This window comes from Verrucomicrobiota bacterium, assembly GCA_016871495.1.
GTDB lineage: Bacteria > Verrucomicrobiota > Verrucomicrobiia > Limisphaerales > VHDF01 > VHDF01.
On record VHDF01000010.1, the window covers coordinates 39,255 to 64,235 of the forward strand.

16 protein-coding genes and 1 pseudogene are annotated in these 24,981 nt (G+C 62.0%); 10 read left to right on the forward strand and 7 right to left on the reverse strand.

What is annotated here, in order from left to right; all coding sequences use genetic code 11:
* Positions 1 to 7 precede the first annotated feature (7 nt).
* Positions 8 to 529 (reverse strand): hypothetical protein, encoded by a 522-nt coding sequence (locus tag FJ404_03810; GenBank protein ID MBM3822011.1) that lies wholly within the window; start codon positions 527 to 529, stop codon positions 8 to 10.
* 111 nt (positions 530 to 640) lie between these two features.
* Here FJ404_03810 and FJ404_03815 point away from each other — a divergent pair, with 111 nt between their 5' ends.
* Both FJ404_03815 and FJ404_03820 read left to right on the forward strand, forming a co-directional pair.
* A complete protein-coding gene (locus FJ404_03815) occupies positions 641 to 2,227 on the forward strand; it encodes a TolC family protein (GenBank protein MBM3822012.1) in 1,587 nt (528 codons plus the stop codon).
* Positions 2,227 to 3,473 (forward strand): annotated as a pseudogene (locus FJ404_03820) (anion transporter). The gene FJ404_03815 and the pseudogene FJ404_03820 overlap by 1 nt, the downstream one beginning before the upstream one ends.
* On the opposite strand, the gene FJ404_03825 reads toward FJ404_03820, so the two are convergent.
* Together FJ404_03825 and FJ404_03830 are read right to left on the reverse strand one after the other, a co-directional pair.
* Positions 3,470 to 5,692 (reverse strand): sel1 repeat family protein, encoded by a 2,223-nt coding sequence (locus tag FJ404_03825; GenBank protein MBM3822013.1) that lies wholly within the window; start codon positions 5,690 to 5,692, stop codon positions 3,470 to 3,472. The pseudogene FJ404_03820 and the gene FJ404_03825 sit on opposite strands and share 4 nt — an antisense overlap.
* A 33-nt stretch (positions 5,693 to 5,725) precedes the next feature.
* A complete protein-coding gene (locus FJ404_03830; GenBank protein MBM3822014.1) occupies positions 5,726 to 6,244 on the reverse strand; it encodes a sel1 repeat family protein in 519 nt (172 codons plus the stop codon).
* Positions 6,245 to 6,549: 305 nt separating this feature from the next.
* Between FJ404_03830 and FJ404_03835 the strand changes: the two genes are divergently transcribed.
* The 5 genes from FJ404_03835 to FJ404_03855 all read left to right on the forward strand — a co-directional run bounded on the left by FJ404_03835 (position 6,550) and on the right by FJ404_03855 (position 11,985).
* Entirely contained in the window at positions 6,550 to 6,876 is a 327-nt protein-coding gene (locus FJ404_03835; GenBank protein ID MBM3822015.1) for a hypothetical protein, read from the forward strand.
* A 151-nt stretch (positions 6,877 to 7,027) separates the two neighbouring features.
* Entirely contained in the window at positions 7,028 to 8,047 is a 1,020-nt protein-coding gene (locus tag FJ404_03840; GenBank protein MBM3822016.1) for an ABC transporter permease, read from the forward strand.
* Positions 8,048 to 8,292: 245 nt separating this feature from the next.
* Positions 8,293 to 9,261, forward strand: coding sequence for an ABC transporter ATP-binding protein (locus FJ404_03845; protein MBM3822017.1), 969 nt, complete (start codon positions 8,293 to 8,295; stop codon positions 9,259 to 9,261).
* A 73-nt stretch (positions 9,262 to 9,334) separates the two neighbouring features.
* A complete protein-coding gene (locus FJ404_03850; GenBank protein ID MBM3822018.1) occupies positions 9,335 to 10,306 on the forward strand; it encodes a dipeptide ABC transporter ATP-binding protein in 972 nt (323 codons plus the stop codon).
* A complete protein-coding gene (locus FJ404_03855; GenBank protein ID MBM3822019.1) occupies positions 10,303 to 11,985 on the forward strand; it encodes an ABC transporter substrate-binding protein in 1,683 nt (560 codons plus the stop codon). Before FJ404_03850 ends, FJ404_03855 begins: the two co-directional genes overlap by 4 nt.
* Positions 11,986 to 12,220: 235 nt before the next feature.
* Here the strand turns inward: FJ404_03855 and FJ404_03860 are convergent, their stop codons facing one another.
* The 3 genes from FJ404_03860 to FJ404_03870 form a co-directional block, all read right to left on the reverse strand.
* On the reverse strand, positions 12,221 to 16,456 hold the full coding sequence (locus FJ404_03860; protein MBM3822020.1) for a DUF1592 domain-containing protein: 4,236 nt from the start codon (positions 16,454 to 16,456) through the stop codon (positions 12,221 to 12,223).
* Between the two features lie 343 nt (positions 16,457 to 16,799).
* Positions 16,800 to 17,996 carry a histidine kinase gene (locus tag FJ404_03865; GenBank protein MBM3822021.1) on the reverse strand — a complete coding sequence of 399 codons (1,197 nt, stop codon included), beginning with the start codon at positions 17,994 to 17,996 and terminating at the stop codon, positions 16,800 to 16,802.
* An 18-nt stretch (positions 17,997 to 18,014) separates the two neighbouring features.
* Positions 18,015 to 18,662: an NAD(P)H-dependent oxidoreductase gene (locus FJ404_03870; protein ID MBM3822022.1), complete on the reverse strand. Its 648-nt coding sequence runs from the start codon at positions 18,660 to 18,662 to the stop codon at positions 18,015 to 18,017.
* 106 nt (positions 18,663 to 18,768) lie between these two features.
* Here FJ404_03870 and FJ404_03875 point away from each other — a divergent pair, with 106 nt between their 5' ends.
* From FJ404_03875 to FJ404_03885, 3 genes are all read left to right on the forward strand, one after another.
* Positions 18,769 to 18,978 (forward strand): hypothetical protein, encoded by a 210-nt coding sequence (locus tag FJ404_03875; GenBank protein MBM3822023.1) that lies wholly within the window; start codon positions 18,769 to 18,771, stop codon positions 18,976 to 18,978.
* A 199-nt stretch (positions 18,979 to 19,177) separates the two neighbouring features.
* Positions 19,178 to 22,780, forward strand: a complete 3,603-nt coding sequence (locus FJ404_03880) for a DUF1553 domain-containing protein (protein MBM3822024.1) — start codon at positions 19,178 to 19,180, stop codon at positions 22,778 to 22,780.
* Between the two features lie 2 nt (positions 22,781 to 22,782).
* On the forward strand, positions 22,783 to 24,258 hold the full coding sequence (locus FJ404_03885; GenBank protein ID MBM3822025.1) for a DUF1501 domain-containing protein: 1,476 nt from the start codon (positions 22,783 to 22,785) through the stop codon (positions 24,256 to 24,258).
* A gap of 141 nt (positions 24,259 to 24,399) precedes the next feature.
* On the opposite strand, the gene FJ404_03890 is transcribed toward FJ404_03885, so the two are convergent.
* On the reverse strand, positions 24,400 to 24,918 hold the full coding sequence (locus FJ404_03890; GenBank protein MBM3822026.1) for a methylated-DNA--[protein]-cysteine S-methyltransferase: 519 nt from the start codon (positions 24,916 to 24,918) through the stop codon (positions 24,400 to 24,402).
* Positions 24,919 to 24,981 lie beyond the last annotated feature (63 nt).

A 24,981-nucleotide genomic window follows, 5' to 3' on the forward strand; every position in this document is an offset into this window, starting at 1 on the left:
TCTCGAATCAAAAGCCGAGCTTGGAGAGCTCGCTCTCGAGGCTCGCTTGGAAGGATTGCAGGTCCGAAGGACTGGGTTTGTAGCCCTTCTCCTCGGGAACTAACCCCAGGCGCCCCATTTGATCCAGATACCACTGGGCGGCTTTGCCATCGCTGAATTTCACTTGGCCGCTGGCGACGGCGCCGGGTCGCGTGACGCGGTCCACCACGACAGAAACGTTGCCCATGGGAGCAGCTTCTTCCCGCGTCAGCGAGGGCGGGGAGGACTTGGGGGCCGGTGCGGGGGATGGGGGCGGCGGGGGCGTGGATGGAGGCGGCGCGCCTCCGGGCTTCAGGTTGGGCATGGGCGGCGCCGCGACCTTTTCGACATCTTTCGGAGCCAGCTTCAGATCATCCAACAGGAAGCGGACTTCCATGTAGGTCAGGATCAGGCCCCATTCCTTGTCCAACCTCTTTTGGATGTCGCCGAGTTGCAGTCCTTCCTGGATCCAAGAGGAAACCTTCTGTCGTTGCGATTCGTCCAATTTCATAAGTCCTGGCTATTGGTGCGGAATCACCGCAGTGGATTCAACCCTAAACTCGGTCTTCTTCGAAACCGGGCATTGAATTTGGGAGCCGGTCACTTAGTCTTAGAGTCGCCCATGAGATCGCCGATGTCACAGAACTTGAAGTTCGCGCACCCCTCGGTTCCCCGATCGCCACGCCGTGCGAGGCGGTCCGCGGGACGGCCCGGCAAGCGATGGGGTTTCCCGGTTTGCTGGGTCCTGGGGTGGGTGCTGCTCTGGAGTGCGGGCCGGGTGGCGGCTGCGCCGGGTGTGGACCTTGCCCCACCGCCCGAGTTGAGTTTCGATTCGATCGTGAAACTCGTGTTCACCCGCAATCCCACCGTCCGGGCCTCGCGCGAGGAAATGGATGCGGCGCGGCATGGGTTGGACGAGTTTCGGGCGAACTTGAGTCGATTGGAGCCGTTCGTGGAACTCCGCTCGGATTTGTCGGATTTCCCGAATCGCCGCGACGCGTTCGGCAACACGGTGGAGACCGTGGTGGGATTGAAGAAGGAGACGTTCGAGGGGGCGGTCTTGAGCACCGAGGTGGGCGGCGCGTATTCGCGTTACGAGTTCGGCCCGTTCATGGACGGCAGCACCGACGTGGAGGCGGGGAGCGGCGCGCTGGTGCGGACGCGGTTGGAAATGCCGTTCCTGGGATCGCGGCGGAGGCAGGAACGCATTATCGCGCAGGCCTTTCAGGAATCGACGGCGCGCAAGGCTCAGTTGGATTACCTGAAGAACTACAGCGGCGTGGTGGACGACGCATTGGAGTTTTTCAACGAGGCGGTCTATTATCAGGCCTTGGTGGAGGTTTACGACCGTTACGCGTCGGACTTGGCCAAGATTTTGGCGGATTCCAGGCTGCCAGCCGGAGACCAGGCGCGAGTGGAATCGGTCCGCGGGAGCGCGGAATCATCCCGCAATCTCTATGCCTCGCGAGGCAAGGAGGACACGGAGATTCTGCGATCGTATCTGGCGCTGGCACCGGGGACACCCCTTCAGATTCGGGTTCCCGAGTATCGCGTGAGTCCCTTTGCCGATTCGGCGGATGATCCGGCCAAGCTCGCTGCCCTGCTGGACCGGGCCCGTGAGAACAACCCTGCCTTCACCGTGCTGCGAGACGCGAAGAACAACGCGGAGTTGCAGCGGCAGCGGGCGATCAACGGCCGCTACGATGTGACCGCGTTTCTGGAGGGCACCACCTTTCCCCTGGGATCGCAAAGTTTCGACGACCGTTTTCGCGGATGGACGGTGGGTGGAGGATTGAACGTTCGTTTGAACGACCGGCGAGTTCTGAAATCTTCACAACTCAAAGCGGAGGCGGAAATCCGCCAGTTCGAAGCGGAAATCGAGGCGGAGGAATTGCGAGTGCGCCGCCGCATCACCACCGAGACCCGGGCCTTGCTCGATAACGATCGGAATCGAACGCAAAACATGGAGGTCATTCGAAAGAAGGCGCAGGAATTCGAGAGCCGGCTCCAGGAGTATTTCGAGGGCAAGATCAACATCGACCAGCTCGTGGACACCCGGTCCGGGCTGACCAGCTCTGAAACCACGCTGGCCTCGAATTGGTATTATTCCGCCAATCGCGAATCCCGGTTGCTGCTCGCCACCGGCAAGGCCTATGAGCTCGTGGGGTTGAAGGTCAAAACCGCGGCCTCGAACACGTTGTCGCGCTGATGCCGGACACGCGGGATTACTGGGCGGTGGGGATATTCGCGGTGACCTACGCCTTGATCAGCGGTCGGCGGCTGAAAATCCTCCCGCTGAACCGGCCGGCCGCGGCGTTGCTTGGCACAGCGGGCATGGTGGCGGCCGGGGTGCTGACTCCAGAGCAGGCCTATCGCGCGGTGGATCACGACACGTTGGTGCTGTTGCTGGGGATGATGCTGGTGGCTTCGTATCTTTCCCTGGGAGGCTTCTTCGAATGGGCCGCTGATTTTATTCTGCGAAGCGCGGGTTCGCCCCAACGTTTGTTGATTGGACTGACCCTGGCCTCGGGTGTCCTCTCCGCCCTCCTGGTCAATGACACGGTCTGTCTGATGCTGACCCCGCTGGTGGTGCGGGTGATGGTCAAAGGAAAGCTGCCGTTGCCCCCTTATCTGCTGGCACTGGCCATGAGCGCGAATGTGGGAAGCGTCGCCACGCTGGTGGGAAATCCCCAAAACGTCCTGATCGGAACTTTCTCAAAAATCCCATTTGCCACTTTCAGCGCGTCCTTATTGCCGGTGGCCCTCGTGGGATTAGCGATCCAGTGCGCGGTGCTGGGCTTTGGGTTTCGCCGCGAACTCGCGGCCTGCCGGATTGAATCTCCAGAGGGTCCAGCGCCTTCTCCCGACGCGCGTCTCTGCGGTCTGGCGCTGGGAGCCTTGGTCTTGTCTTCGCGGGATTCCTGGCGGGCTGGCCCATGGCATGGACCGCGCTGAGCGGGGCGGCGGTGCTCATGGTCTTGGCCCGGCGGGACACCCACGAGGTATTGAAAGGTGTGGATTGGCATCTTCTGCTCTTCTTCGCCGCGCTCTTCGTGGTGGTGGAGGGCTTGAACGGCACCGGTCTGTCGGAGCGGGCCTTTCAGTCCGTGCGGGGTCTCTTCGGAGCGAGCGTGGAATCGCAGGCATGGAACTTGGCCTGGTTTTCGGCTGTGGGATCGAATGTTTTCTCGAATGTCCCGTTTGTGCTCGTGGCGGGAAAGTGGATCCCCGGATTTCAGGATCCGGAACTGATGTGGAAAGTGCTGGCGCTCTGCACCACGTTCGCCGGGAATCTCACAATTCTGGGATCCGTCGCCAACGTCATCGTGGTGGAGTCGGCGCGAGGCCACTGCGAAGTGGGTTTTTGGGACTACGCGCGCTGGGGCATTCCCGTGACGCTGCTTTCGGCGGTGCTCGGGATGGGGTTGCTCCTGATGATGGACGCTCCTGGCTAACGCCCGGCGGAGGGCGGGGCTTTTCGCGCCAGCAACTCCTGCCATTTTCCACCGGCCTGGCGGGCGCGCAGGAGTTGAGGGCCTAGCTCTTTATAAAGGGCAGTGGCTCGCTTCTGGGCTTCCGCGGATTGTTCCGGGGTCAGGGCTTTGAGGGCATTGTCCCGATAGGCGACCGCAGCGCTGTATCCAAGCGCGGCGGACAGATTAAGCCAGGTGTAGGCCTCGACCAAGTTTGTCGAGATGCCCCGGCCTTGTTCGAATCGGCGGCCGAGGTGGAATTGCGATTCCGCATGACCTTGCTTTGCGGCGCGCCCGTACCACTGGACCGCTTCGGCCTCGTCCCGCTCAACCCCAAGTCCTTGTTCGCGGTAGCGTGCCATCATGATTTCGGCTTCGAGGACGCCTTGTTCCGCGGCGGCGAAAAACCACTTGGCCGCCATGGCGTGATCCTGGCCGACCCCGATCCCTTGGTCGAAGTATTGGGCGAGGCGCAGTTGAGAATCGGCGTCCCCTTGTTCGGCTGCCTCGTGAAACCATTGGGCGGCTCCGGAAGGATCCTTGACGGTGCCGAGGCCGGCATCGAGCATTTGGGCGAGCCGCTTTTGTCCTTGGAGAAATCCTTGCGTCGCTGATTTTCGGTACCACTCGGCGGCTTGGTCCAGAGCGGGTGTGACGCCACGTCCTTCCTCGAGGCAGCGTCCGAATCTCCACTGGGCTTCTGCCTCGCCTTGTTCCGCGGAGGCCTTGAACCACTTGGCGGCTTCCGCCCAATCCTGCTTTATGCCGAGTCCATCGGAAGCGCACAAGGCCAGTTGCAACTGAGCGCCCGCGTGGCCGGCTTCGGCGGCTTTGCGGAAATAGCGCACGGCGCCCAACGCGTCTTGTTTTCGGCCGTTGCCTTTCTGAGTCATGAGCCCCAGGGCATGCCATGCCTCGACTTCGCCTTGTTCGGACGCCGCCTCGAGCAATCGGGAGGCTCCCGCCGGATCGGGGTTCACTCCGCGTCCGTGGAGCAGTGCCAATCCGGCTTTCACCTGGCCTTTGGCGTTGCCTTGGGCGGCGGCCTTGGCAAACCAATGATAGGCGGCGGAAGGATCGAGGCGGCCATGGGAGCCGGTGTTCAGCGAATACCCGAGTTTGATCTGGCCTTCGACGTGGCCTGAGGCGGCGGCTTTTTCGAACCACTTGAGGCATTCCGCCGGATCGCGCGGAACGCCTTCCCCGCGCTCATAACAAACGGCGAGGCGCATTTGGCCTTCCGCGCTGCCCTGACCGGCGGATCGGGCATACCACGCGGCCATTTCCGTGTAGTCTTGAGGCACCCCGCGGCCTTGCTGGCAGAGTTCGGCCATGGCCATTTGCGCCTCGACGCTGCCGCTTTCGGCGGATTGGCGGTAGAGCAGCGAGGCGAGGACTTCATCCCGGGCCACGCCCACACCGGTGAGATACTGCTTGGCCAGTTGGTTCATGCCCGCAACATCGCCAGCGGCAGGCAGGGGCAAATCGTCTTGTTTCATGATCTTCGGCAAAGAATCGGATGCGGCCGGAGGTGTCGAAGCGGCAGGTGTCTTGGGTTGATTTTCGGGAACAGCAGAAACCGAGGCCATCTCGGGCAACTTCATGTCCGCCGGTTGGACCGGGCTGGAGACCGGCGGGGGAGGCGGCGCCGGGGGTTCGATGGCGGCCAAGGGAAGGCTCGGTTGCAATTCCTCTTCATAGATCTCGGTGGCCTTTGGCGGTTCCGCCGGTTCTGAAAGCGGAGGATCCAGCTTGAGCTCTTCGGGTGCCGGGGGCGAGGCCGGAAGGGGCTCCGGTGGAGGGGTTGCAACGGCAGGCGCGGCGGTGACCACAGGCGGGGCAGCGGACTCCTGGCCGGCTCGTTCTTGTTCGAGATCGAGCAAAGCTTGCTGAGCGTCAGGATCCCCCAGTTTGGCGGAAAGTTGATACCACTTCAGGGCTTCTTTCAGATCGACGTCCACACCCTCGCCGGTTTCGTAGGCGAATCCAAGGTTGAACGCCGCCGCCGCGTGATCATGAGCGGCCGCGAGCCGGTAATAAACCAGCGCTGTTTCGAGATTCTTCTCGACTCCCTGGCCTGAGCGGTGAAGCGATCCGAGGGCGAATTGAGCGTCGGTGTTCCCCAGATCGGCCGCTCTTCGAAGCAAACTGACCGCTTTGTCATAATCCCGGGATGCCTCGTCTCCTTCAAGATAGCGCATGCCGAGGCAGAATTGGGCGGTGGCGTCCCCACCCTAGGCGCGCGGCACCAAATTCTCACGTGAAGTTTCAAAGCCTCCGGACTGGAGCTGGGTATCCGCCAATTGCTCTAATTCGTGGAGGCTTTGCGGGGAATGGGGTGTGCCGAGCAGCTCCTGCAGGGCCGCTCGTGCGTCCTCATCACCTTGCGAGGCGGCCAGACGATACCAGAGCACCGCGTCGTCTTTTCCTTTGGGGACGCCTTCACCGGTTTCGTAGCAATAGCCGAGATTGAATTGGGCGGCAGCATGGCCCTTTTCGGCCGCTAAATGATACCAGTGGGCGGCTCGTTCCGTGTCGCGAGGAACGCCCTGTCCGTTTTGATAAAGCGCTCCCAGCACAAACTGGGCTTCAGGCAGGCCCGCCGCGGCCGCCTTGGACAGCCAGGAGACTGCCGCCGTGTAATCGAGGGCCACGCCCTCGCCTCGCGTGTGGCGCAGACCGAGCTCATACTGAGCCTGCACATCACCGAAGTAGGCTTTGAGTTGCAGGTCGCTTTGTTCTTTGAAAGCCATGAATGGTCAGCGTTCGGCCCTGAGTCGGTTCCAGGACGAGAGCCAGGGGAGTGTAGAACCGAGTCCGGCCATCGACAAGACGTGTTTGCATTCCCCTGTTCCACGACTAACGGCTGAGCTTTTTCCGGGGCAACCACGGATCAGACGGACGGATGGAGAATTCTTCTCTGTTTGGGTGGTGGATGGGAACGCGGCGACGCGCCTCCCTCGGCAGGCGCCAAAGAAAGGATGTCAGGGATATTCGAGGCGGCGGACGTCGATTTTCGCTCGACGAGAACGCCGTTTAGCCGAACCTTCGGGGCCGCATGAACTTGTTCGATCTTGGTCCGGTCCTTGGCTTGATCAATCCCAACACGGTGCTTTGGGTTTACATCGTCTTGCTGGTGGCGGGCGGATTGGTGGGGTTTTTCAAGGCTGGCAGCAAGGCCTCGCTGATCGCGTCCGTGTCTTTCGCCGCCATCCTGAGCTTGAGCGCGTCCGGAATTATTTTCCAATCCTACGTCGCCGATATTGTCCTGGCCTTTCTTCTCGTGTTCTTCGGCATGCGGCTCGCGAAATCGAAAAAATTCATGCCGGGCGGAATGATGGTGATCCTGACCGTGCTCGCCTTGGTGTTGAGACGGCTGGGGTAAGTCGCGGGGATTCTCGTTTTCCAGTCGTTCTCGTCTGGCCCCGGAGCGCGGCTGGGTCGTCCTTCGAGCCCCGCCGCACGTTGAAAAATCTGGAGTCTTCCGACCTGTCAGCGCGCTGCGGCTGGTCTCCGACACAGCCGCGCTCCTCCCGATGAGCGTTGCTGCTCGTTTTCCCCTCGACCTCGGTTTGGGGGACATTCTAGGTTTGCTTTGTGAGCTCCCGAGTATCTTTGGATCGCCGATTTCCATGATGACCCGGCTGTTCCAACGTCTAGCCGGGGCTCTGGTGACGTTGTTGGGGACGGCGGTGCTTACTTTTTTGTTGGTCAATGCGGTGCCGGGTGACGTGGCTCGAGTGATCGCCGGGCCCAAAGCGACTCCCGACGTCATCAAGGCCATTCGTGAGAGATTTCATCTGGACGAACCGATGTGGAACAGGCTGGGGCTGCATTTGGCCCGGATCGCTCGCGGAGATCTGGGACAATCTTATGTCACTGACCAGCCCGTGGCGGAGGCCATCTTAAGTCGACTCCCGGTCACCGCGGCGTTGTCCGGCCTGGCGGTGTTGTTTTGGCTGGCCTTGGCGGTGCCCTTGGGCGTCTACACCGCGCGATGCCAGGGCACTTGGCTGGATCGGTCCGTCCTGGTTCTGGCGACATTGTCGCTTTCGATTCCCTCGTTCTGGCTGGCACGCATGCTTCAATACTCGTTGTCCTACAAGCTGGGTTGGTTTCCGGTGGCCGGATTTCACGGCTGGCAGCATTTGTTGTTGCCGGCGGCGACACTGGCCTTGCTTTCGGTGGGTTACTACTCGCGATTGATCCATGCCAGCATGGTGGAGGTGCTGCGTAGTCCGTTCGTCCGCGCGGCGCGCGCCAAGGGTGCGTCCGAGTCGGCAGTGCTCCTCCGGCACGGATTGCGGAACGCCCTCATTGCGGTGGTGACCGTGCTGGGGATGGACGTGGCCGCGTTGCTGGGAGGGGTGATGTTCGTCGAGAACGTTTTCGCGCTTCCCGGCATAGGCACTCTGGCCGTGCAAAGCGTGTTCAATCTGGACGTGCCCGTGATCATGGGCACGGTGCTCTTCAGCGCGTTGTTGGTGGTCGCGGCCAACCTCGCGGTCGATCTGCTCTACGGCTCGATCGATCCTCGCATCCAAACCGGGACCTAGCCCGCATGTTTCACACTCGACTGGAATGGAAAACGATCACAAACGAGTTTATACAATGCGGGCTAGATAGAACCGCGTCCCTGCTCACCCTGATGCATGCATTTTCCTCTCAACACACGGTTGAACGAAGTCATTCCTCGGGCGTAACCAAAATGAGTTGTTTCGTGCCACGAGGGCGCGGTTTCTCCAGCCCGGAAATTCCCAGTCACGGGACAAGTATGCAATTTCCGGGCTAGGCGCTTTTCATGCCGCTCCTCGAGATCAAAAATCTTCAGCTCGAATTCGGTTCCGGCTCGTCGGCGTCCCGGGCGGTGGATGGAGTTTCGCTTTCCCTCGAAGCGGGCAAGACGCTCTGCCTCGTAGGCGAGAGCGGATCGGGCAAGAGTGTCACGGCGCTGTCCATCGCCCGGCTGCTCCCCAGTCCACCGGCGCGTTACGCGGGTGGAGAGATCTGGATCGAAGGACGCGACGTTCTCAAGATGAACGCGCGGGAATTGCGCGGCATTCGCGGAGGGGTGGTGAGCTATGTCTTTCAGGAGCCGGGAGCTTCCCTCAATCCGGTTTTCCGGGTCGGATCCCAGATCAAGGAGGCGTTGCGTTATCATCGCCCGGACGCCGCCACCGACGCCGAAGTCGTGCGACTGTTGAAACAGGTCGGCATCCCCGCTCCCGAGACGCGAGCGCGTAGCTATCCGCACGAGTTGTCCGGCGGCATGCAGCAGCGCGTGATGATCGCGATGGCGCTGGCGTCGCGTCCCCAGTTGCTCATTGCCGACGAACCCACGACGGCGCTCGACGTCACCATCCAGGCCCAAATCATCGATTTGTTGAGGGACTTGCGCGCCCAGTTGGGCATGGCGGTCCTGCTGATCACCCATAACCTTGGCTTGGCCGGGGATTTGGCCGACGAGGTGGCGGTGCTTTACGCGGGACAGATTGTGGAGTCGGGTTCGGCGGGCGACATTTTGCGCCGACCGTTGCACCCTTACACCCGGGCGTTGATCCGTTCCATTCCTTCCCTTGAAAACGCAGGGGAACGCCTGGAAACCATCCCGGGAAGCGTGCCGTTGCCCGGCGCTTTTCCCGCCGGCTGCCGTTTTCACCCGCGCTGCTCGCAGGCGAAACCGGAGTGCCGCGAGGAACAGCCCGCGCTCTTGACTCAGGAGGGAGGACGCGCCGTGCGTTGTCCCTGGACGGGGGCCGGGGCGAAATGAAAAAAATCCAGGCATCCTCCCGCCAAGCTGAACCTCGAACCCCATCCGTTTCTTGACCACAAGCACCCTCGGCATGGCCACGCTGTTGGAAGTTCAAGACCTCGAAGTTCGATTTCCGGTCAAGCGGCCCTTTTTCGGGCCGCCCACGGAATGGGTGCGGGCCGTCCAGGGCGTCAGCTTGTCGCTGCAACCCGGCGAGACGGTGGGATTGGTCGGAGAAAGCGGCTGCGGCAAGACCACGCTGGGGCGCGCGTTGATCCGGCTCCTGGAACCCGCCGCCGGACGCATTCTTTTTGAAGGCAACGAGATCACGCACTGGGGCGAGCAACAGCTCCGACCCCTGCGCCGCCGCTTTCAAATGATCTTTCAAGATCCGTACGGATCGCTCAATCCGCGCCTCACCGTGGAGGACATCATCGGGGAGGCCTTGGATATTCACCGGCTGGCCGCGAACGCCGCGGATCGCCGCCGCCGAGTGGAGCAGTTGCTCGCCGACGTGGGCTTGGATCCGGTTCACGCCGCGCGATTCCCCCACGAGTTCAGCGGCGGTCAGCGCCAGCGCATTGGCATCGCGCGCGCTTTGGCGGTGGAGCCCCGGCTGTTGGTGTGCGACGAGCCGGTCAGCGCGCTCGACGTGAGTGTGCAGGCGCAGATTGTGAATCTGCTCCAGGATTTGCAACAGGCTCGCGGAATGGCCTACCTGTTCGTGGCGCACGACCTCGCGGTGGTGGAACACATCAGCGATCGCATCCTGGTGATGTATCTCGGGAGGATTGTGGAGGAAGGGCCTGCTTCCGAGATTTGCGCCAGCCCGAAGCATCCCTACACCCAGGCCTTGATTTCCGCCATTCCCACGGTCGATCCGGATCGCAGACGAAAGCGCATGGTGCTGGGGGGCGACCCTCCTTCTCCGATCAATCCTCCGGCGGGGTGTCCCTTTCACCCGCGCTGTCCCGTGGCGGAAACTCGATGCCGGACGGAACTCCCCGCATTGCGGGCCCTGAATGAGAAGCGTTCGGCGGCCTGCCATTTGGCAAGAAGATGAGGGGGCGCCGTGCTTTGGCTCTGGCTTGGGCGGCGGTGCTGGTGGGGGGATTTCAAACACGCTCACTCGCGGCCTCTTCGACGAAACCCGCCCGTGATACGCTGCGATTGGCAGTGGAAGCGGACCCGCGCAGCCTGGATCCAGTTCGAGCTTTTTCCAATGAGGAAGGAACGCTTTCGCGATTTGTCTTCGATACGCTTTTGGAAGCGGGGGTGGATGGGCAATTCAGACCGGTGCTGGCAGAATCGCTGCCGGAGATTTCCAGCGACGGATTGACTTATACCTTTCGACTTCATCCGGGCGTGCGGTTTTCCAATGGCCAACCGTTGACGTCGATCGAGGTGGTCAAGTCCTTCGAGCGAATCTTCAATCCCGTGCATGGCGCGCTCCTGACCGTCTATTTCAAGAATCTGCTCGGCGCGGCGGAGTTTGAGTCGGCCCGCAAGCGGGAGCAGCAGGATCCGGGTCGGGACGCGCGGGGCAAGGGGGAGCGGTGGATCGAACCTGTGGCCTTGGCCGGGGTGGAATCCATGGATCCGCTGACTTTTCGCTTTCGGCTCAAACAGCCGGATCTCGCCTTTCTTCATGTGCTGGGCACCCCCGCGGGAGGCATTGCCCGGGTCGATGCCTCGTGGGATGGAAAGAGGTCGCCCATCCCCCTTGCCGGCACGGGCGCTTATCGAATTCGACGATGGGTTCCGGGCGCTGCGTTGCGATTCGAACAAAATCCCCACTCTTTCAGAACGGTCTCAAAGCCGTTTCGCGGCATTGATGTTTTGATCAACGTCCATCGCACGACACAAGCGATGATGTTCGAAAGAGGTGAACTCGACTTCCTCTATTTCCTGGCCGATCAGGACTTTATTCGTTTCCGCCGCAATCCCTCGCTCCGCTCCTTGTTGCGTGTGGTGCGCGGGACGACGCCCACCTATGTGGTCATGAACTGCGAAATGGGGCCCTTTACGAACCGGCTGGTTCGGGTGGCGCTCAATCACGCGGTGGATCGCCAGGGCTTGATGAAAGTTCTTTCCCACCGCGGCCAGCCGCAGCGGGGTCCGCTGCCGTTGGTGGTCAGCGGGTTCAACCGCGGCCTGCCCGAATACTCCTACGATCCGGTGCTCGCCCGCCGCCTCCTCGCGGAAGCAGGCTTTCCGAACGGTTTTGCCACGCAGCTCTGGGCGCCGCAGGAGAACCCGGTTTGGATGAAGTCGGCGCTCTTCGTGCAGCAAAATCTACGCGAGATCGGAGTGGAGGCGCGGATTCACTCCGTGAGTTTTGCCGCGCTCAACGATTCCGTAGGGCGCCGCCGCACGGTGCCCCTGTCGATGTACAACTGGGTGACGATTGCGGACGACCCGAAGGAAACACTCGATTGCCTGCTTAATGGAGACAACATCACGGAGCAAGCGTGCATGAACACCTCCTTCTACTCCAACCTGGACGTGCAAGAACTCTTTCGCCAGGCGGATCGCGAGGTCAATCCCGCCCAACGCATTTCCCATTACCAGTCCATTGAGCGCCAGGTGGTGCGGGATGCGCCCTGGATCTTCCTGATCCAGCTCGACCACGAGATGGCGGTCCAGCCCTGGTTGCGTGGATTCGAATTTCGCGGATTCTGGCCGCCCGCGCGGCTCGAAGCGTGCTCTTTCGAGGGTTCGACCGAGGCTCGACGCCCGTGAAGAGCAGCGCATCCATAAGTTGTCGGTGACCGGGCTTTCGTGGTAACGCCGACAGCCCTGTCTGCTGTGGCGCAGGCTGCCCAGCCTGCGGGGCGGCGATGGGAACGAGGCGCGTGGAGAGCATGGAGGGGCCTCGATCTTCACGCGCCGGGCCGACTGGCAGTCGGCGACACTGCAGGCTGGGCAGCCTGCGCCAGTGTGCCGACAACTTCGGGATGCGCCCACTGAAGAGTGTTCACAGTTTCTCTTCCACGGTGGCTTCCAAACCGCGTTGATAGCGGAACTGACGGCTTTTCAGAATGGTTTCCATCGCGGCGGACACCCGGTATTGCTTGCGCTTGAGCTCCGTCATCATTCGCTCGACGAGAGGCTTGTCCGAAAGTTTGAGCGCGCGTCCCAGGGAATAGCCGAGAAGCTTGCGGCAAAAAACCCGCACAATCTCGTCGCCGCGTTCCTCCGCGAGGTAACGGCGCAATCCGGCCATGTCCTCCACGACCGGTTTGCCGGTGAGCGGCAGTTCCACCTTCACGTCGATGGGGCGTCCGGCCGCATCACGGTCGCGGCGAGTGCCAATGGCATCGTAACGTTCCAAAGCGTAGCCGAAGGGATCGATCCGCACATGGCACACCGCGCACTCGGGCACTTTGCTGTGCTTCTCGGTGATGTCTCGGACGGTCAGCTCGCCCGTTTCCGCTTCCGTTTGGGGCAATGGGGGAACGTTGGGCGGAGGCTTGGGGAGCTTCTCGCCCAGCAGCGTTTCGACCAGCCAGTTGCCGCGGAGAATCGGGCTGGTGCGGGAAGCGCCGGCTTGTTTCGAGAGCACCGCCGCCATGCCCAGCACGCCGCCTCGTCCGTAGTGTCCGGCGCGTTCCACGCGCTTCCACTCAGCCCCCTCGACTCCGGGGATGCCGTAATGGCGAGCCAGCTCCGCGTTGACCCAAACATGATCCGCGTTGAGGATTTCGAGCACCGATCCGTCCCGTTGAAACAGATCGACGAAGAATCGGATCGCCTCCTCATACATGGCTCCGCGCAGCGAGGCGAAGGCCGGGAAATGCCGTTCGCTTTTCTCGTCATGCGTGTCGAAATCGCGAAGGTGCAACCATTGGCAGGCGAATTCCACCGCGAGCGCGCGCACTTTAGGATCTTGAAGCATGCGCCGCCCTTGAACCACCAGGTCTTCTTCGCGCAACAACCGGTTTTGTCGCGCGGATTGAAAAAGGGCTTCGTCCGGCAACGAAGACCACAAGAAGTAACTCAAACGGTTCGCCATTTCCCAGGAAGACACCGGCCTCGGCTCGGCTCCGGGTTGAGGTTGTTCCACCCGGTAGAGAAAGGAGGGAGCCACGAGCACTCGGGCCAGCGTCAGTCGAAAAGCCTCCTCATGCCCCAGCTTTTCCGCCCGCAGGGACCCGTAAAGGCGCCGTAATTCCGACTCCTCGGCCGAGGTGGTGGGACGGCGCCAAGCCTTGTGCGCAAACCGGATCAAGTGGTCCAGGTGCCTCGGCTCGGCGGCTTCCATCTCGGACCGAAACGCAGCCGCGCGGGACGTGATGGGTTCGCGCAGATGTTCGAACAGCTTCGGATTGCTGTCCTGCGTCGCGTACTCCATGAGCTGCGCGTAGGCGTCCACGATGGTGAGCGCGTCTTGACCGACAAAGCGAAGCTCGGCCCAGAGCTTGTCGAGTTGCGCTTTTTCCTCTTCGTTCAACATGAGCCGCAGGAGCGGTTCATCTTCGCGATGGAACACGGTCAGGGTGATCACCTCATCGACCGGCACGATTTTGGTGTAGCCAAGCGCCGCCGGAAACCACGTCCGGAACGTTTCGAACCCTTTCTTCGCCGAGTTCCAGGCTGTGCTGCCGGGCTTGGCCAGCACGGGCGCGGTGTGCGACACCCCGCCCGCATCCGAGCCCCACGCGCCGCGTCCCGCTCCCGTGGCGACGAACGGTGCGGGAGAGAGTCCGCTTGCCGCCCCCGGCTTAGAGCTCGAGACGGAGACTTGAACACTCCCGGCGCCACCCGCCGATTCATGGAGTTTCGCGGTGGTCAGGAATTCGCAGCCGGCGAACAAACTCCCCGGCAATTTCATTTCCAGCCAGGCCGGAGCCTTCACGCAGAGATCCGCGGCCGCCAGAGCACCGTGGTTTGGATGACGGCCAAAAATGTCGGGAGGCAACGCCCAATCGGAGTTGCCTTCGGTGGGTTGCTTTTCATCCGACTTCAAACACGCGGCCACTTGTGGGAAAAGGAGTGGACCCGTCGCAGAGGCGAGTTGGAGGAAGAGCGTCCGATCCGGGTTGTTCGTGCCGGAGGGCGGACCCGTTCGCAGCAGGTTTTCGAAGTCCCGGGCGAGGGACGCACGCTGGGACGGGCTCCGTTCCGTGGACCATCGGGACAGAATTGAGCCTGGAGGAATGACCGAAGGAACGGCTCCCGACTCGGCGATGGGCTCCATGTAAAAGTGCCATACCGCGGCATGGCCCCAGCGATCGGCGTGAGGATTGCCCGCCAGCACGTCGTCGGCGATGTCTTTGGCGAGGTCCCACTCGCGGCGTGCGCCTTCTTTTTCGCGCAGAGAAAACTCGACACCCGTCAAATCGCACGAGTGGTTCCCATCGCGGGGTCCAACCACGACGGAGAGCAGATCACCCTCTTGCACGGAAACATCCTCGATCGGCCCCAAGGTCCCCGCGCGATTGCCCTGGGCGATCCCGGATGCGAGGCGCTGGCGCATGCCGCCCCGGCGCAATTCCAGCGACCAAGTCACCCCGTTGCCGCATTCGGGATGGGCGTGGGTCAGTTTGCCTTGGACCCGGACCAATCCGCGGAGGGGACTGCGCCAGCCCGCGGCGACCGCGTGCTTCGGCGCGGGATGCATGGCGACGCCTCGACCCGGAACATTACCCGGGATGCGCACGTGTTGCGTCGAGGCGTTGGCCACGAGGTTGGGGGTGTTGCCGGATCCCCAGCCTTTGACGAAATCGTAGTTGGCCGATTTCTCGATCCGGCCGGTCATCAGTTCCAGTTTGTGGGAACCGGGAGATCCGAGACCCAGGCCATCAAACCAAGCCTGCAGGTCGGCGGGATCCAACTGATGTTTCGCGGCCAAAGCTTGGCGGTCGGCGCGATCCGGAGCATCGAGAAACTCCGCGGCGGCGGCCAGGCTTCGGGCCGCGCTGGCGAAGACACGTTCGCGGCGGGCCAGCATCCGCTCGGTAAAAACGCGCAGGTCGCGCAGGGGAACTTGGGCGCCACCCGCCAAGGCGAGCCGCGGATTCTCCCAGACGACGACATCCTCGGTGGCCCCGTCACCCGCGTCGTTCACGCCCAGCACCACGTTGGCAGTGGCTTCGCGTTCCGGGACGGGAATGACGTGGCGAATTTCCTGTTTTTCGGCGATTGGATCGACCGGGACCATCCAAGGGCGCATGTGCCCCACGGTTTGAAACTTCGTGAGGGCGCCTTGCCAGCGGGTGATTTCTTCGACCCATTCCTTTTCCAAACCCGGGCGGGCGGACTTCCAGCGCGCCCGCAGCCCGTCGATGAGGAAGAGCGGTTCTCGGCCTTCCAGGAGATTCCATAAGCCGCGGAGATACTTGGCGTGCAAACCGCGCCGGATCGCGACGGCCTCGAAGCGGTCAGACTTGCTTTGGCGAAGCTGGTCTCGTTCCTCGATCAACGCGGCAAGGTAACGTTCGATCGGGAGCCGCCCGCCGGTGTTGGTGTCAAACTGGATTCCTTGAAGATTGATCCGGGTGCCGCCCTGGTTGTCCGTGTAACGGGCGTAGAAAGCCTTGATCTCGGCGAGCAACCCGGCCACCCAATCCCCGCGGCGCGAACTCGCGGAAAAACGGAACCCATCCGGAAGCAGCACGGCATGGCCAGCGATCGTTTTGCCGGCGTCGAGGTATTTGTCCACCAACGCCGGGGACATGACCAACGCTTCGCCGGTGTTGACAAAGCCTTCGCCCGCGGCGCCGTCCACCGGGAATTCCCGGGAAGGCTTGAGGTCCACGCCGGTGAGGTCGCGCACGGTGGCGTCATACTCGGCGTTGCTGAGCCGGCGCATCAGGACCCGACCGGGATCGCCCGCTTGAGCCAGACTTTCCTGATGCAAGTAATCCCGGATCCAGCGCCGCATGCGCTGCCGTTCCGCTTCCGATGGCTGCGGACTTTTTGCGGGCGGCATTTCGCCGTGGGACAGTTGTTCCAGCGCTTGTTCCCAAACCCGGGGATCCTTGCGCACTTCGGACAGCGTTCGAAAACGCTGCAGGTCCAGGTCGCCCTTCTGTTTCTCGGTGGAATGGCAATCGTAACAGTAACGTTCCAGGAGCGGATGGACTCTGGAATCGAATTCCTTTTCGACCGCGGCAAAGCTGGCTCGAGCCGCCGAGGCCTCTGCGCCTGAGAGGAGGAGGGCCAGAATCGATGTAAAGGTCAGGAAGGAAGCTTTGGGAGCGCGGTGCATAGGCGTGGAATCTCCGGTGAGAGTGGCGGATCAAACGCCCGTTGGCAATCGCTTCCACCAAGCACGGGGGTGCTGAGGTTCAATGATCGCCGATGCAGACGAATGAGTGTCCATGGGCAGAATGGACCTCCAAACTGAACGTGAGTTGAAGCCATGAACCTGAGGCGGGAGGGATGCGTTCCACCGCATCCCATCCTCTTTCCCGATCGAAAATGCAGGGTGGCGGTGGAACGTCGCCCTCACACCTGAAGGTTCATGGAGAGTTGAACCTCCCGACTCACTTCACCACCAAGTTAGTCGGGAGGTTGAACGGTTCCGAACCGTTTCCGTCCGCAACGACCGGCTACGTTTCAGCCCGGGGTTCCTTGTGGAAGGGCATGCTGATTCGCACGACCGAGCCGCCTTCAGCGCGCGGCCCGGCTTCCAGCTTGGCGTCGTCCCCGTAAAGCGCTTGCAGCCTTGCCCGCGTGTTGGACAACCCCACGCCTTCGCGCGAGGCCCCGCTCCAGCCCCGGCCGTTGTCCGCAATCTCGAGCTGGAGCCGACCTCCACGCAAACTCGAGAGGATCTCGATCTGGCCGGGACGCCCGGTGGGTTCAAGGCCGTGCCGAACGGCGTTTTCAACCATGGGCTGAAGGATGAGGTTCGGCACCAGCGCTTCCCGCGTTTCCGGCGCGATGTCGAATCGCGTCGTCAAGCGCGGACCGAACCGCGTCTGCTCGATGTCCAGGTAGAGTTCCAAGGCCTCCAGCTCGCGTTCCAGCGTGACTTCCCGAGTCTCGGAATGATCGAGCGAGTATCGCAAGAGGTTTGCCAGGCGCGCGATCATGCGGTCCGCGAGTTCCACGTCCCGGTGCATCAAGGTGGAGATGGAATGCAGGGTGTTGAAAAGAAAGTGGGGGTTCAGTTGCATCTGCAGCGCCTGCAATCGGGCTTGGACCAGGCCCCGCTCCAACTCCGCCGCCCGCTGGGCTCGCTCCTGAAACCGGCGCGCGTTTTCCAACGCCTGCACCACCGCCAGGAGCACGCCGTAGATCAGGATGTTGAAGTGCCAGGTTTTCACGAGCAACGGGGAGAACGCGTCGGCAAACGTGGCGCTTCTTCCCGACCATTGTCCCTGCCATTGCCCGACCCACGCCCGGAGCACCATGTAAAGCAGGGAGAAAACAGCGCCGGCGATCAAATGTTGCAGCGCCGGCCTCCACCACGATGCCCGGCGCAAGGGATGACTTTGAATCCAGCGCGAAGCGGGCCAGGAAAGCAGGGCGAAGACATACCAATCCCCCAGCGACCAGGCCAATGCCTGCCTCCAGCTCACCGGACTGCCCGCGTTGGCACTCGAGATGTAGAACTGTCCGGCAAAACTCAGCCCAATCAACGTCCAAATCCCGGCGAAGAAAAGCAAGCGCATGGCGCGCGGAATTTCCCACGCTCCTGGCGTGGACACCGCGCCTGGGGGCTCGCTTGCCCCGGATCGAGCAGGGGCGGACATCGCGCGGTCCCCGGGAGGGACGACACCCGCGGGGGATGCGTTCTTCATGCGTCCTCCTTTTCGGAACTATCCCGTCGGGATGCGATAACGCGCCATGAAGCACGCGTCGTTGCCGGCGAGATCCTCCCGGCGCTGGCCGGACAGAAGCCCTCCGTAAATCCGCGCATCCCGGGACATCATGCGCAAGCGATGTTTCAAGTTGTCACTCGAAACTTCTCCATCCTTCAAATCTTCCTTGTCCGAGAAAGTAACGGCGTAGGGCAGCGACCACGCGTAGCATTGCCGGGCGACGGTGCGAATCTGATCGGCAACGGTCAGCCCCTTCTCCGGCGAGCCGACGACCGGCACAAACAACTTGCCGGCGAACTCTCTCCAGAAATGGTCGAGGAAATTCTTCAGCGCTCCACTCATGCTTCCGTGATAGTCGGGAGTTCCAAGGATGAGCGCGTCCGCGCGCTCCACCCTCACTTTGAGCGTGGGATAGCCCGGCAACGCGTAGGACGCATTGGCGTCGAACATGCTCAGCGACTCGACGGAGAGATCGAGGACATCCGTGGAACAACCCTGCGAGCGCATGATGTCGGCGGCTCGGAGGACGACCGTCCGTGTGCCCGACGCGGGGTGCAGGTTGCCCACCACGGCAAGCACATGGGGCTGGGGATTGGGCTGGGGATCCTTGTTTTGAGAATCAGGAAGAGTATCGATTGGGGTCATGGCATCCAGCCGGTCGCGCGCGACAGGCGGATGAAAAGATAGCCAAGGAACGCGGTCATGGAAATGGTTAAAACCCAGGCCCGGAGATGACCGGTGCATCCCGAAGTTGCCGGGGATGCAGGTAGGGCGCGTCCGTCCCGGCGCGCCGCCGGAGCATGATGTTTTGCATCCCGTGGGCGGCGGGCTGGGACAGGCCCGCCCTACCAACAACATCGGGATGCACGGGGAGATGGCCGTGCATCCCGAAGTGGTCTGTCGTGTGGCGCAGGCTGCCCAGCCTGCTGTATCGCCGGCTTCGAGTCGGCCCGGCGGGTGAAGAACGAGGTCCTTCCATCCTCTCCACACGCCTGGTTCCCTTCGTCGCTCCGCAGGCTGGGGCGCCTGCGCAACAACAGACAGGGCTGTCTGCGTGACCACGGCAACCCGGTCCCCGACAGCCTCCGGATGCACCGCCGGGGATCTTTTCCCAGCCTCCAGGGTTGCGCCACAGTGTCAGCGCCGCTAGACTTCCCGTCATGTTGGCCTTTGTCCATCTTCCGCCCGGAAACCCGGCGCGTTCGCTGCTTTTGGACCTCGCGACATCGCCCCGGCGGCGATGGCTTGCGCTGGCGCTTTTTTTCGGCCTCGCGGCCTCGGCGGCCTTCGGCCAGGACCGAGTCCAATTCGACCGCGATATCCGTCCGATTCTCTCCGATCATTGCTACGCCTGCCATGGACCCGATGAAAACAAGCGGAAAGGCGGCCTTCGCCTCGACGTCCAGGAAACCGCTTTCCTTCCTGCCAAATCAGGCAAGAAGGCCATTGTTCCTGGTGATCGCGCTCAAAGCGAGTTGATCCACCGGATCACGACCCAGGACGAGGACGATCGCATGCCGCCCGCCAAAGGGGGCAAACCGCTCTCTTCCGGCCAGATCGCAATCCTCCAGAAATGGATCGATCAAGGCGCTGCCTGGCAGGGCCACTGGGCTTACGCAAAGCCCGTCGCGTCCGAGTTGCCCAAAGTTCAGGCTGAGGCCAAGGTCCGCAATGAAATCGATCGCTTCATCCTGGCCCGTCTCGAGAAGGAAGGGCTGACCCTGTCCCGCGAAGCCGATCGCGCCCGGCTCATTCGCCGCGTGACACTCGATCTCACCGGCCTCCCCCCCATACCCAAGGAAATCGACGACTTCGTCCAGGACACCAGCGCGGGCGCCTACGAGAAGCTCGTGGATCGATTGATGAAGTCCCCCGCGTACGGGGAGCGCATGGTGATGTTTTGGCTGGATTTGGCCCGGTTCGCCGACACCCAAGGCTATCATCACGACGATCACCGCGATGTTCACCGCTGGCGTGAATGGTGCATCAAGGCCTTCAACAACAACATGCCGTTCGACCAGTTCACCGTTGAACAACTGGCCGGAGATCTCCTCCCGAATCCAACGGAGGACCAAAAAATCGCCACCGGTTTTCACCGCAATGAAATGACCACGTCCGAAGGCGGCGCCATGCCCGAGGAATATTCGGTGAAATACGTCGTCGGACGGGTCGATACGACCGCTCGCGTCTGGCTCGGCTCCTCACTCGCCTGCGCCGAATGCCATGACCATAAGTACGATCCCATCTCTCAGAAAGAGTTCTATCAGATGTTCGCCTATTTCAACAATGTCCCGGAGAACGGGCTGGACGCCGGACAGAACCCCGTGCCGCGCCTCATGTTGAGCTCGTCCGAGCAGCGCAACCGGCTCGAACAATTCAACAAGGAAATCGGCGCGCTCGAATCGCTCGATCGTGCCCTGCTCGAAGAGGCCCACGGCGCACGGGACAAGGATCGCGACACGTGGATCGCGAAGATCGATGAACAAGTGATGGACACCTGGCAGGCGCGGAAGCCCCTCGCCGCCAGCGCCCGGTCCGGCGCCACACTCTCCGTGACCGACGACGGCACGGTGCTCGCCTCGGGCAAGAATCCCCCCAAGGAAATCTACGAAGCCCGCCTGAGCATCGAAGGGACGAACTTGATCGGGCTGCGGCTCGAGGCTCTCCCGGATTCCTCTTTGCCCGAGGGAAAATCCGGGCGCGGCGCCAAAGGCGAGTTCGTCTTGACCTCCGTTTCGGTCCTGGCCCGAGCCGCCGGGGACCTTCCCTCTGCGCCCAAGCCCTCCCGACAAGACGCTTGGTCCATCCTCGGCCCGTTTTCCGCAGGGTCGCTCAAGGAAGCTCTTGAGAAAAAGTGGGGGCCGGAAGACGGCCTGGACCTCGCCAAGACCTATCAAGATGGCAAGTTGAAATGGCGGGAGCTGAAGGATCATCCGTCCGATGAGTTCACTTTTGAAGGAACCAACGCCGCCACGTTCGTCACGCGCAAGATCCACTTCGACTCGCCCGTGCGTGCCTTCGTCAGCCTGGAAGATCAGCTCGGCGCGCAACTGTGGGTGAACGGACGCCGGCTCCATGCGACGGAAGGAGACCAGGCAGGCCAGAAATCTACGGTCAAAATCCCCGCTTATTTCAAGTCCGGCGAGAACACGCTCCTGGTCAAAGTCGTCCATCACGCCGGTCCCGGCCTCAAAACGGCGCTGCTCACCGAGCCCGTGAAGGAATATGCGGTGGATCTGGCCGCCGCGACGGCGGACTTCAATGGGGGCGGATATTCGGCGGGGGGCGTTCTGGACGACCGCAACACCACCGGATGGAGCCTGGGCGAGGACGATGCCGCGAAGAAGCCGCGTTCGCTCTACCTTCGCGCGCATGATCCGTTCGGATTCGCTGAACGCGGCGAATTGGTGGTGACCCTCAAGTTCGAGTCGCCCAAACCCGCGCAGACTTTGGGGCGATTCAAACTCTCGACGACTTCGTCCGCCCTCCTGGGTGATTTCTTCGATCTGCCCGAGAACGCGCGCGGCATCTTCGCGGTCTCGAAGTCCGAACGTAACCCGGATCAGCGGCTCGAATTGCAGCGCCATTACCGCCGCACGTTCGTCCCCGAAATCAAGGAATGGGTCAAAACGCTGGGCGAAAAGCGCAAGCAACGCGACGATCACCGCAACAGCATCGATGTCTCGATGGTGATGGAGGACATGTCGAAGCGAAGGGATTCTTTCTTGCTCGTGCGCGGAGAATTCGGCAACCGCGGGGCCAAGGTTGAGCCCGGAGTGCTCACGAATGTCTTCCCTTTGCCTGAAGGACTTCCCCCGAACCGGCTGGGGCTGGCCAAGTGGTTGGTTCATCCCGAACATCCGCTTACGTCCCGGGTCACGGTCAACCGCTATTGGCAGCAGTATTTTGGAACGGGCCTGGTCAAGACCGCCGAGGAGTTTGGATCCCAAGGGGAACGGCCTTCCCACCCCGAATTGCTCGACTGGCTTGCCGTGGAGTTCGTCAAGCGTGGTTGGGACATGAAGGCGATGCACAAGATGATCGTGATGTCCGCCACCTACCGGCAGGATTCAGAAGTCGAGGCGGCTTTGCTCAAGCGCGATCCCGAGAGCCGGTTGCTCGCCCGTTTTCCTCGCAGCCGTCTGGAAGCCGAAACAATCCGGGACAACGCACTCGCGATCAGCGGCCTGCTCAAGCCGCGCGTGGGTGGAAAGTCGGTTTATCCCTATCAGCCGCCTGGCATGTGGGAAGCCATGGCCTTCGAGGGCACACGTTCCTGGGTGCAAAGCCAGGGCGACGAAAATTACCGGCGCGGCATCTACACGTATTGGCGCCGCTCCGTTCCCTATCCCTCCTACGTCATCTTCGACGCGCCCACGCGCGAAACATGCACGGTCCGGCGCCCCCGCACCAACACCCCTCTCCAGGCGCTCACCCTCATGAACGACCCGGTCTATGTCGAAGCTTCGCGCGCGCTCGGCCACCGCATCATGACCCAGGGGGGCAAGACCCTCCGCGAACAAATCGAGTTCGCCTTCAAAACCGCCCTGGGCCGCCCGCCATCCGCGAAAGAACGCCGTATTCTTGAAAACGCTTACAAACGCGAACTCAAACAGTTCGAGAAAGACCGCGTCAGCGCCGCCAAACTCGTCCACGTGGGCGCCAGCAAACCTCCCCTCGAAGCCGACATTTGCGAACTCGCCGCCTGGACCATCGTCGGCAACCTGCTGCTCAATCTCGATGAAACTGTGACCAAAGGCTGATTATGGACCTTCACTTCGGCAACGAAATCCGGCGCATCATGAATCGCCGGGCGTTTTTCGGACGCTCCAGCACGATCCTCGGCTCGGCGGCTCTCGCCTCGCTGGCCGCCCCCTCGCTGTTCGGCGCGGCCAAAAAGACCGCTTCAAAGCCAGCCGCCGCCGCGGCCCGGTCGTTGGGTGTGATCAACCCGTTTCATTTCGCTCCCAAAGCGAAACGGGTGATTTACCTGTTCATGTCCGGCGCGCCCTCCCATCTCGATCTCTTCGATTACAAGCCGAAGCTGGTCGAAATGACGGGATCGGAACTCCCTGATTCGATTCGCAAGGGCCAGCGCATCACCGGGATGACCAGCGGCCAGAAACATCTGCTCTGCGTCGGAACCCCATTCAAGTTCAACAAGCACGGGCAGAATGGCATGGAGTTGTCGGAAGTCCTTCCTCACACGGGAAGCATCGCCGACGAAATCACTCTCATCCGCACGCTCCACACCGACCCGATCAACCACGATCCGGCGGTGACCTACTTGTTTTCCGGCCATCAACAACCGGGCCGCCCCACGCTGGGCGCCTGGGTTTCCTACGGCCTCGGCAGCGAGAACAGCAACCTGCCCGCCTTCATCGTGTTGCTCTCAGGCCGCGGTGGCCAATCCCTGCAAACCCGTTATTGGGGCAATGGATTCATCCCCAGCAACCATCAAGGGGTTCAGTTTCGGGGGGTCGGCGACCCCGTGCTCTTCTTCTCAAACCCGCCCGGACTCAGCGCCAAAACCCGCCGCCGAATGCTCGATGACCTCCAAGATCTCAATCGCATCCAGTTGAGCGCGCTCGGAGATCCCGAAATCGCCACCCGCATCGAACAGTATGAAATGGCCTTCCGCATGCAGACAAGCGTGCCGGAACTGATGGATCTCTCCAAAGAACCGAAATCCGTTCTTGAAGAATACGGAGCGGAGCCCGGCAAGGCTTCCTTCGCCAACAACTGCCTGCTGGCCCGCCGGCTTGCCGAGCGCGGCGTTCGATTCATCAAGCTGCTGCATCGCGACTGGGATCATCACGGCGACCTGCCGGGCGGCATTCGCGCGCAAGCCAAACAAACCGATCAACCCTCGGCCGCGCTGGTGAAAGACCTCAAACGGCTCGGCCTGCTCGACGATACCCTCGTGGTGTGGGGCGGCGAATTTGGACGCACCGCCTACAGCCAGGGCGATATCAGCAAGACCAGTTTTGGACGCGACCATCATCCCCGTTGCTACAGCTTGTGGATGGCCGGTGGCGGCATTAAGGGAGGATTGACCTACGGCCAAACCGACGATTTCGCCTACAACATCGTCGAAAACGGAGTGCATGTGCACGACCTGCACGCCACTCTCTTGCATCAACTCGGCATCGATCACGAAAAGTTCACCTACCGCTTCCTGGGCCGCGACTTCCGCCTCACCGATATCGCAGGCCAGGTGGTGAAGGACATTCTGGTCTGACGAAGTCCTGAAACGAATCCGGCACGGACTCGATTCCTCGATCGCTCCAACTTTGGCACGAGCCGGGAATGGAAAGACCCGGGGGAACCTCCCTCCGTAGTCCTGCACCGCATCCGCTCCCTTTTTGCGCGGGATTGAAACTCACGGCTTTCCGGCGGCACGCTTCTCCATGTCCAAGAGCCATTCCTTGCGCCAAACTGCGCCACCGTAACCCGAAATCGAGCCGTCCGACGCGATCACACGGTGGCAGGGGACGAGCAGATAGATTCCGTTCGATCCGTTCGCTCGACCGATGGCGCGAACCGCCTTTGGACGCCCCACCGCCCGGGCGATGTCCGCGTAACTCCGGGTTTCTCCAAACGGGATCTCTTCCAGCGCCGACCAAACCCGCTGCTGGAACTCTGTTCCACGGCGATCCATCGGCAAACTCCAACGCTTCAAGGTTCCTCGAAAGTAACGCGCCAACTCTTGCTCCAACGTGTTCAGCAAGGCACTGGTTCCGTCCACAGCTTGCTGGCGAAACTTTTTCTCCATTCTCGCCCGGGACACGTCTGCCTCGCCATCCTCCACGAACTCGAGCCAGCCAATCGCGCGGTCCGACGCGCCCGCCAGCATCGTTCCGATGGGGGTGGAGATGAGCCGGCACCGAATCGTGTTCATTCGTGGAAACTAAATCGCTCGCGCCTCACGGGCAATCCCGCCTTCAGCCCCAGCGCTCCCCCA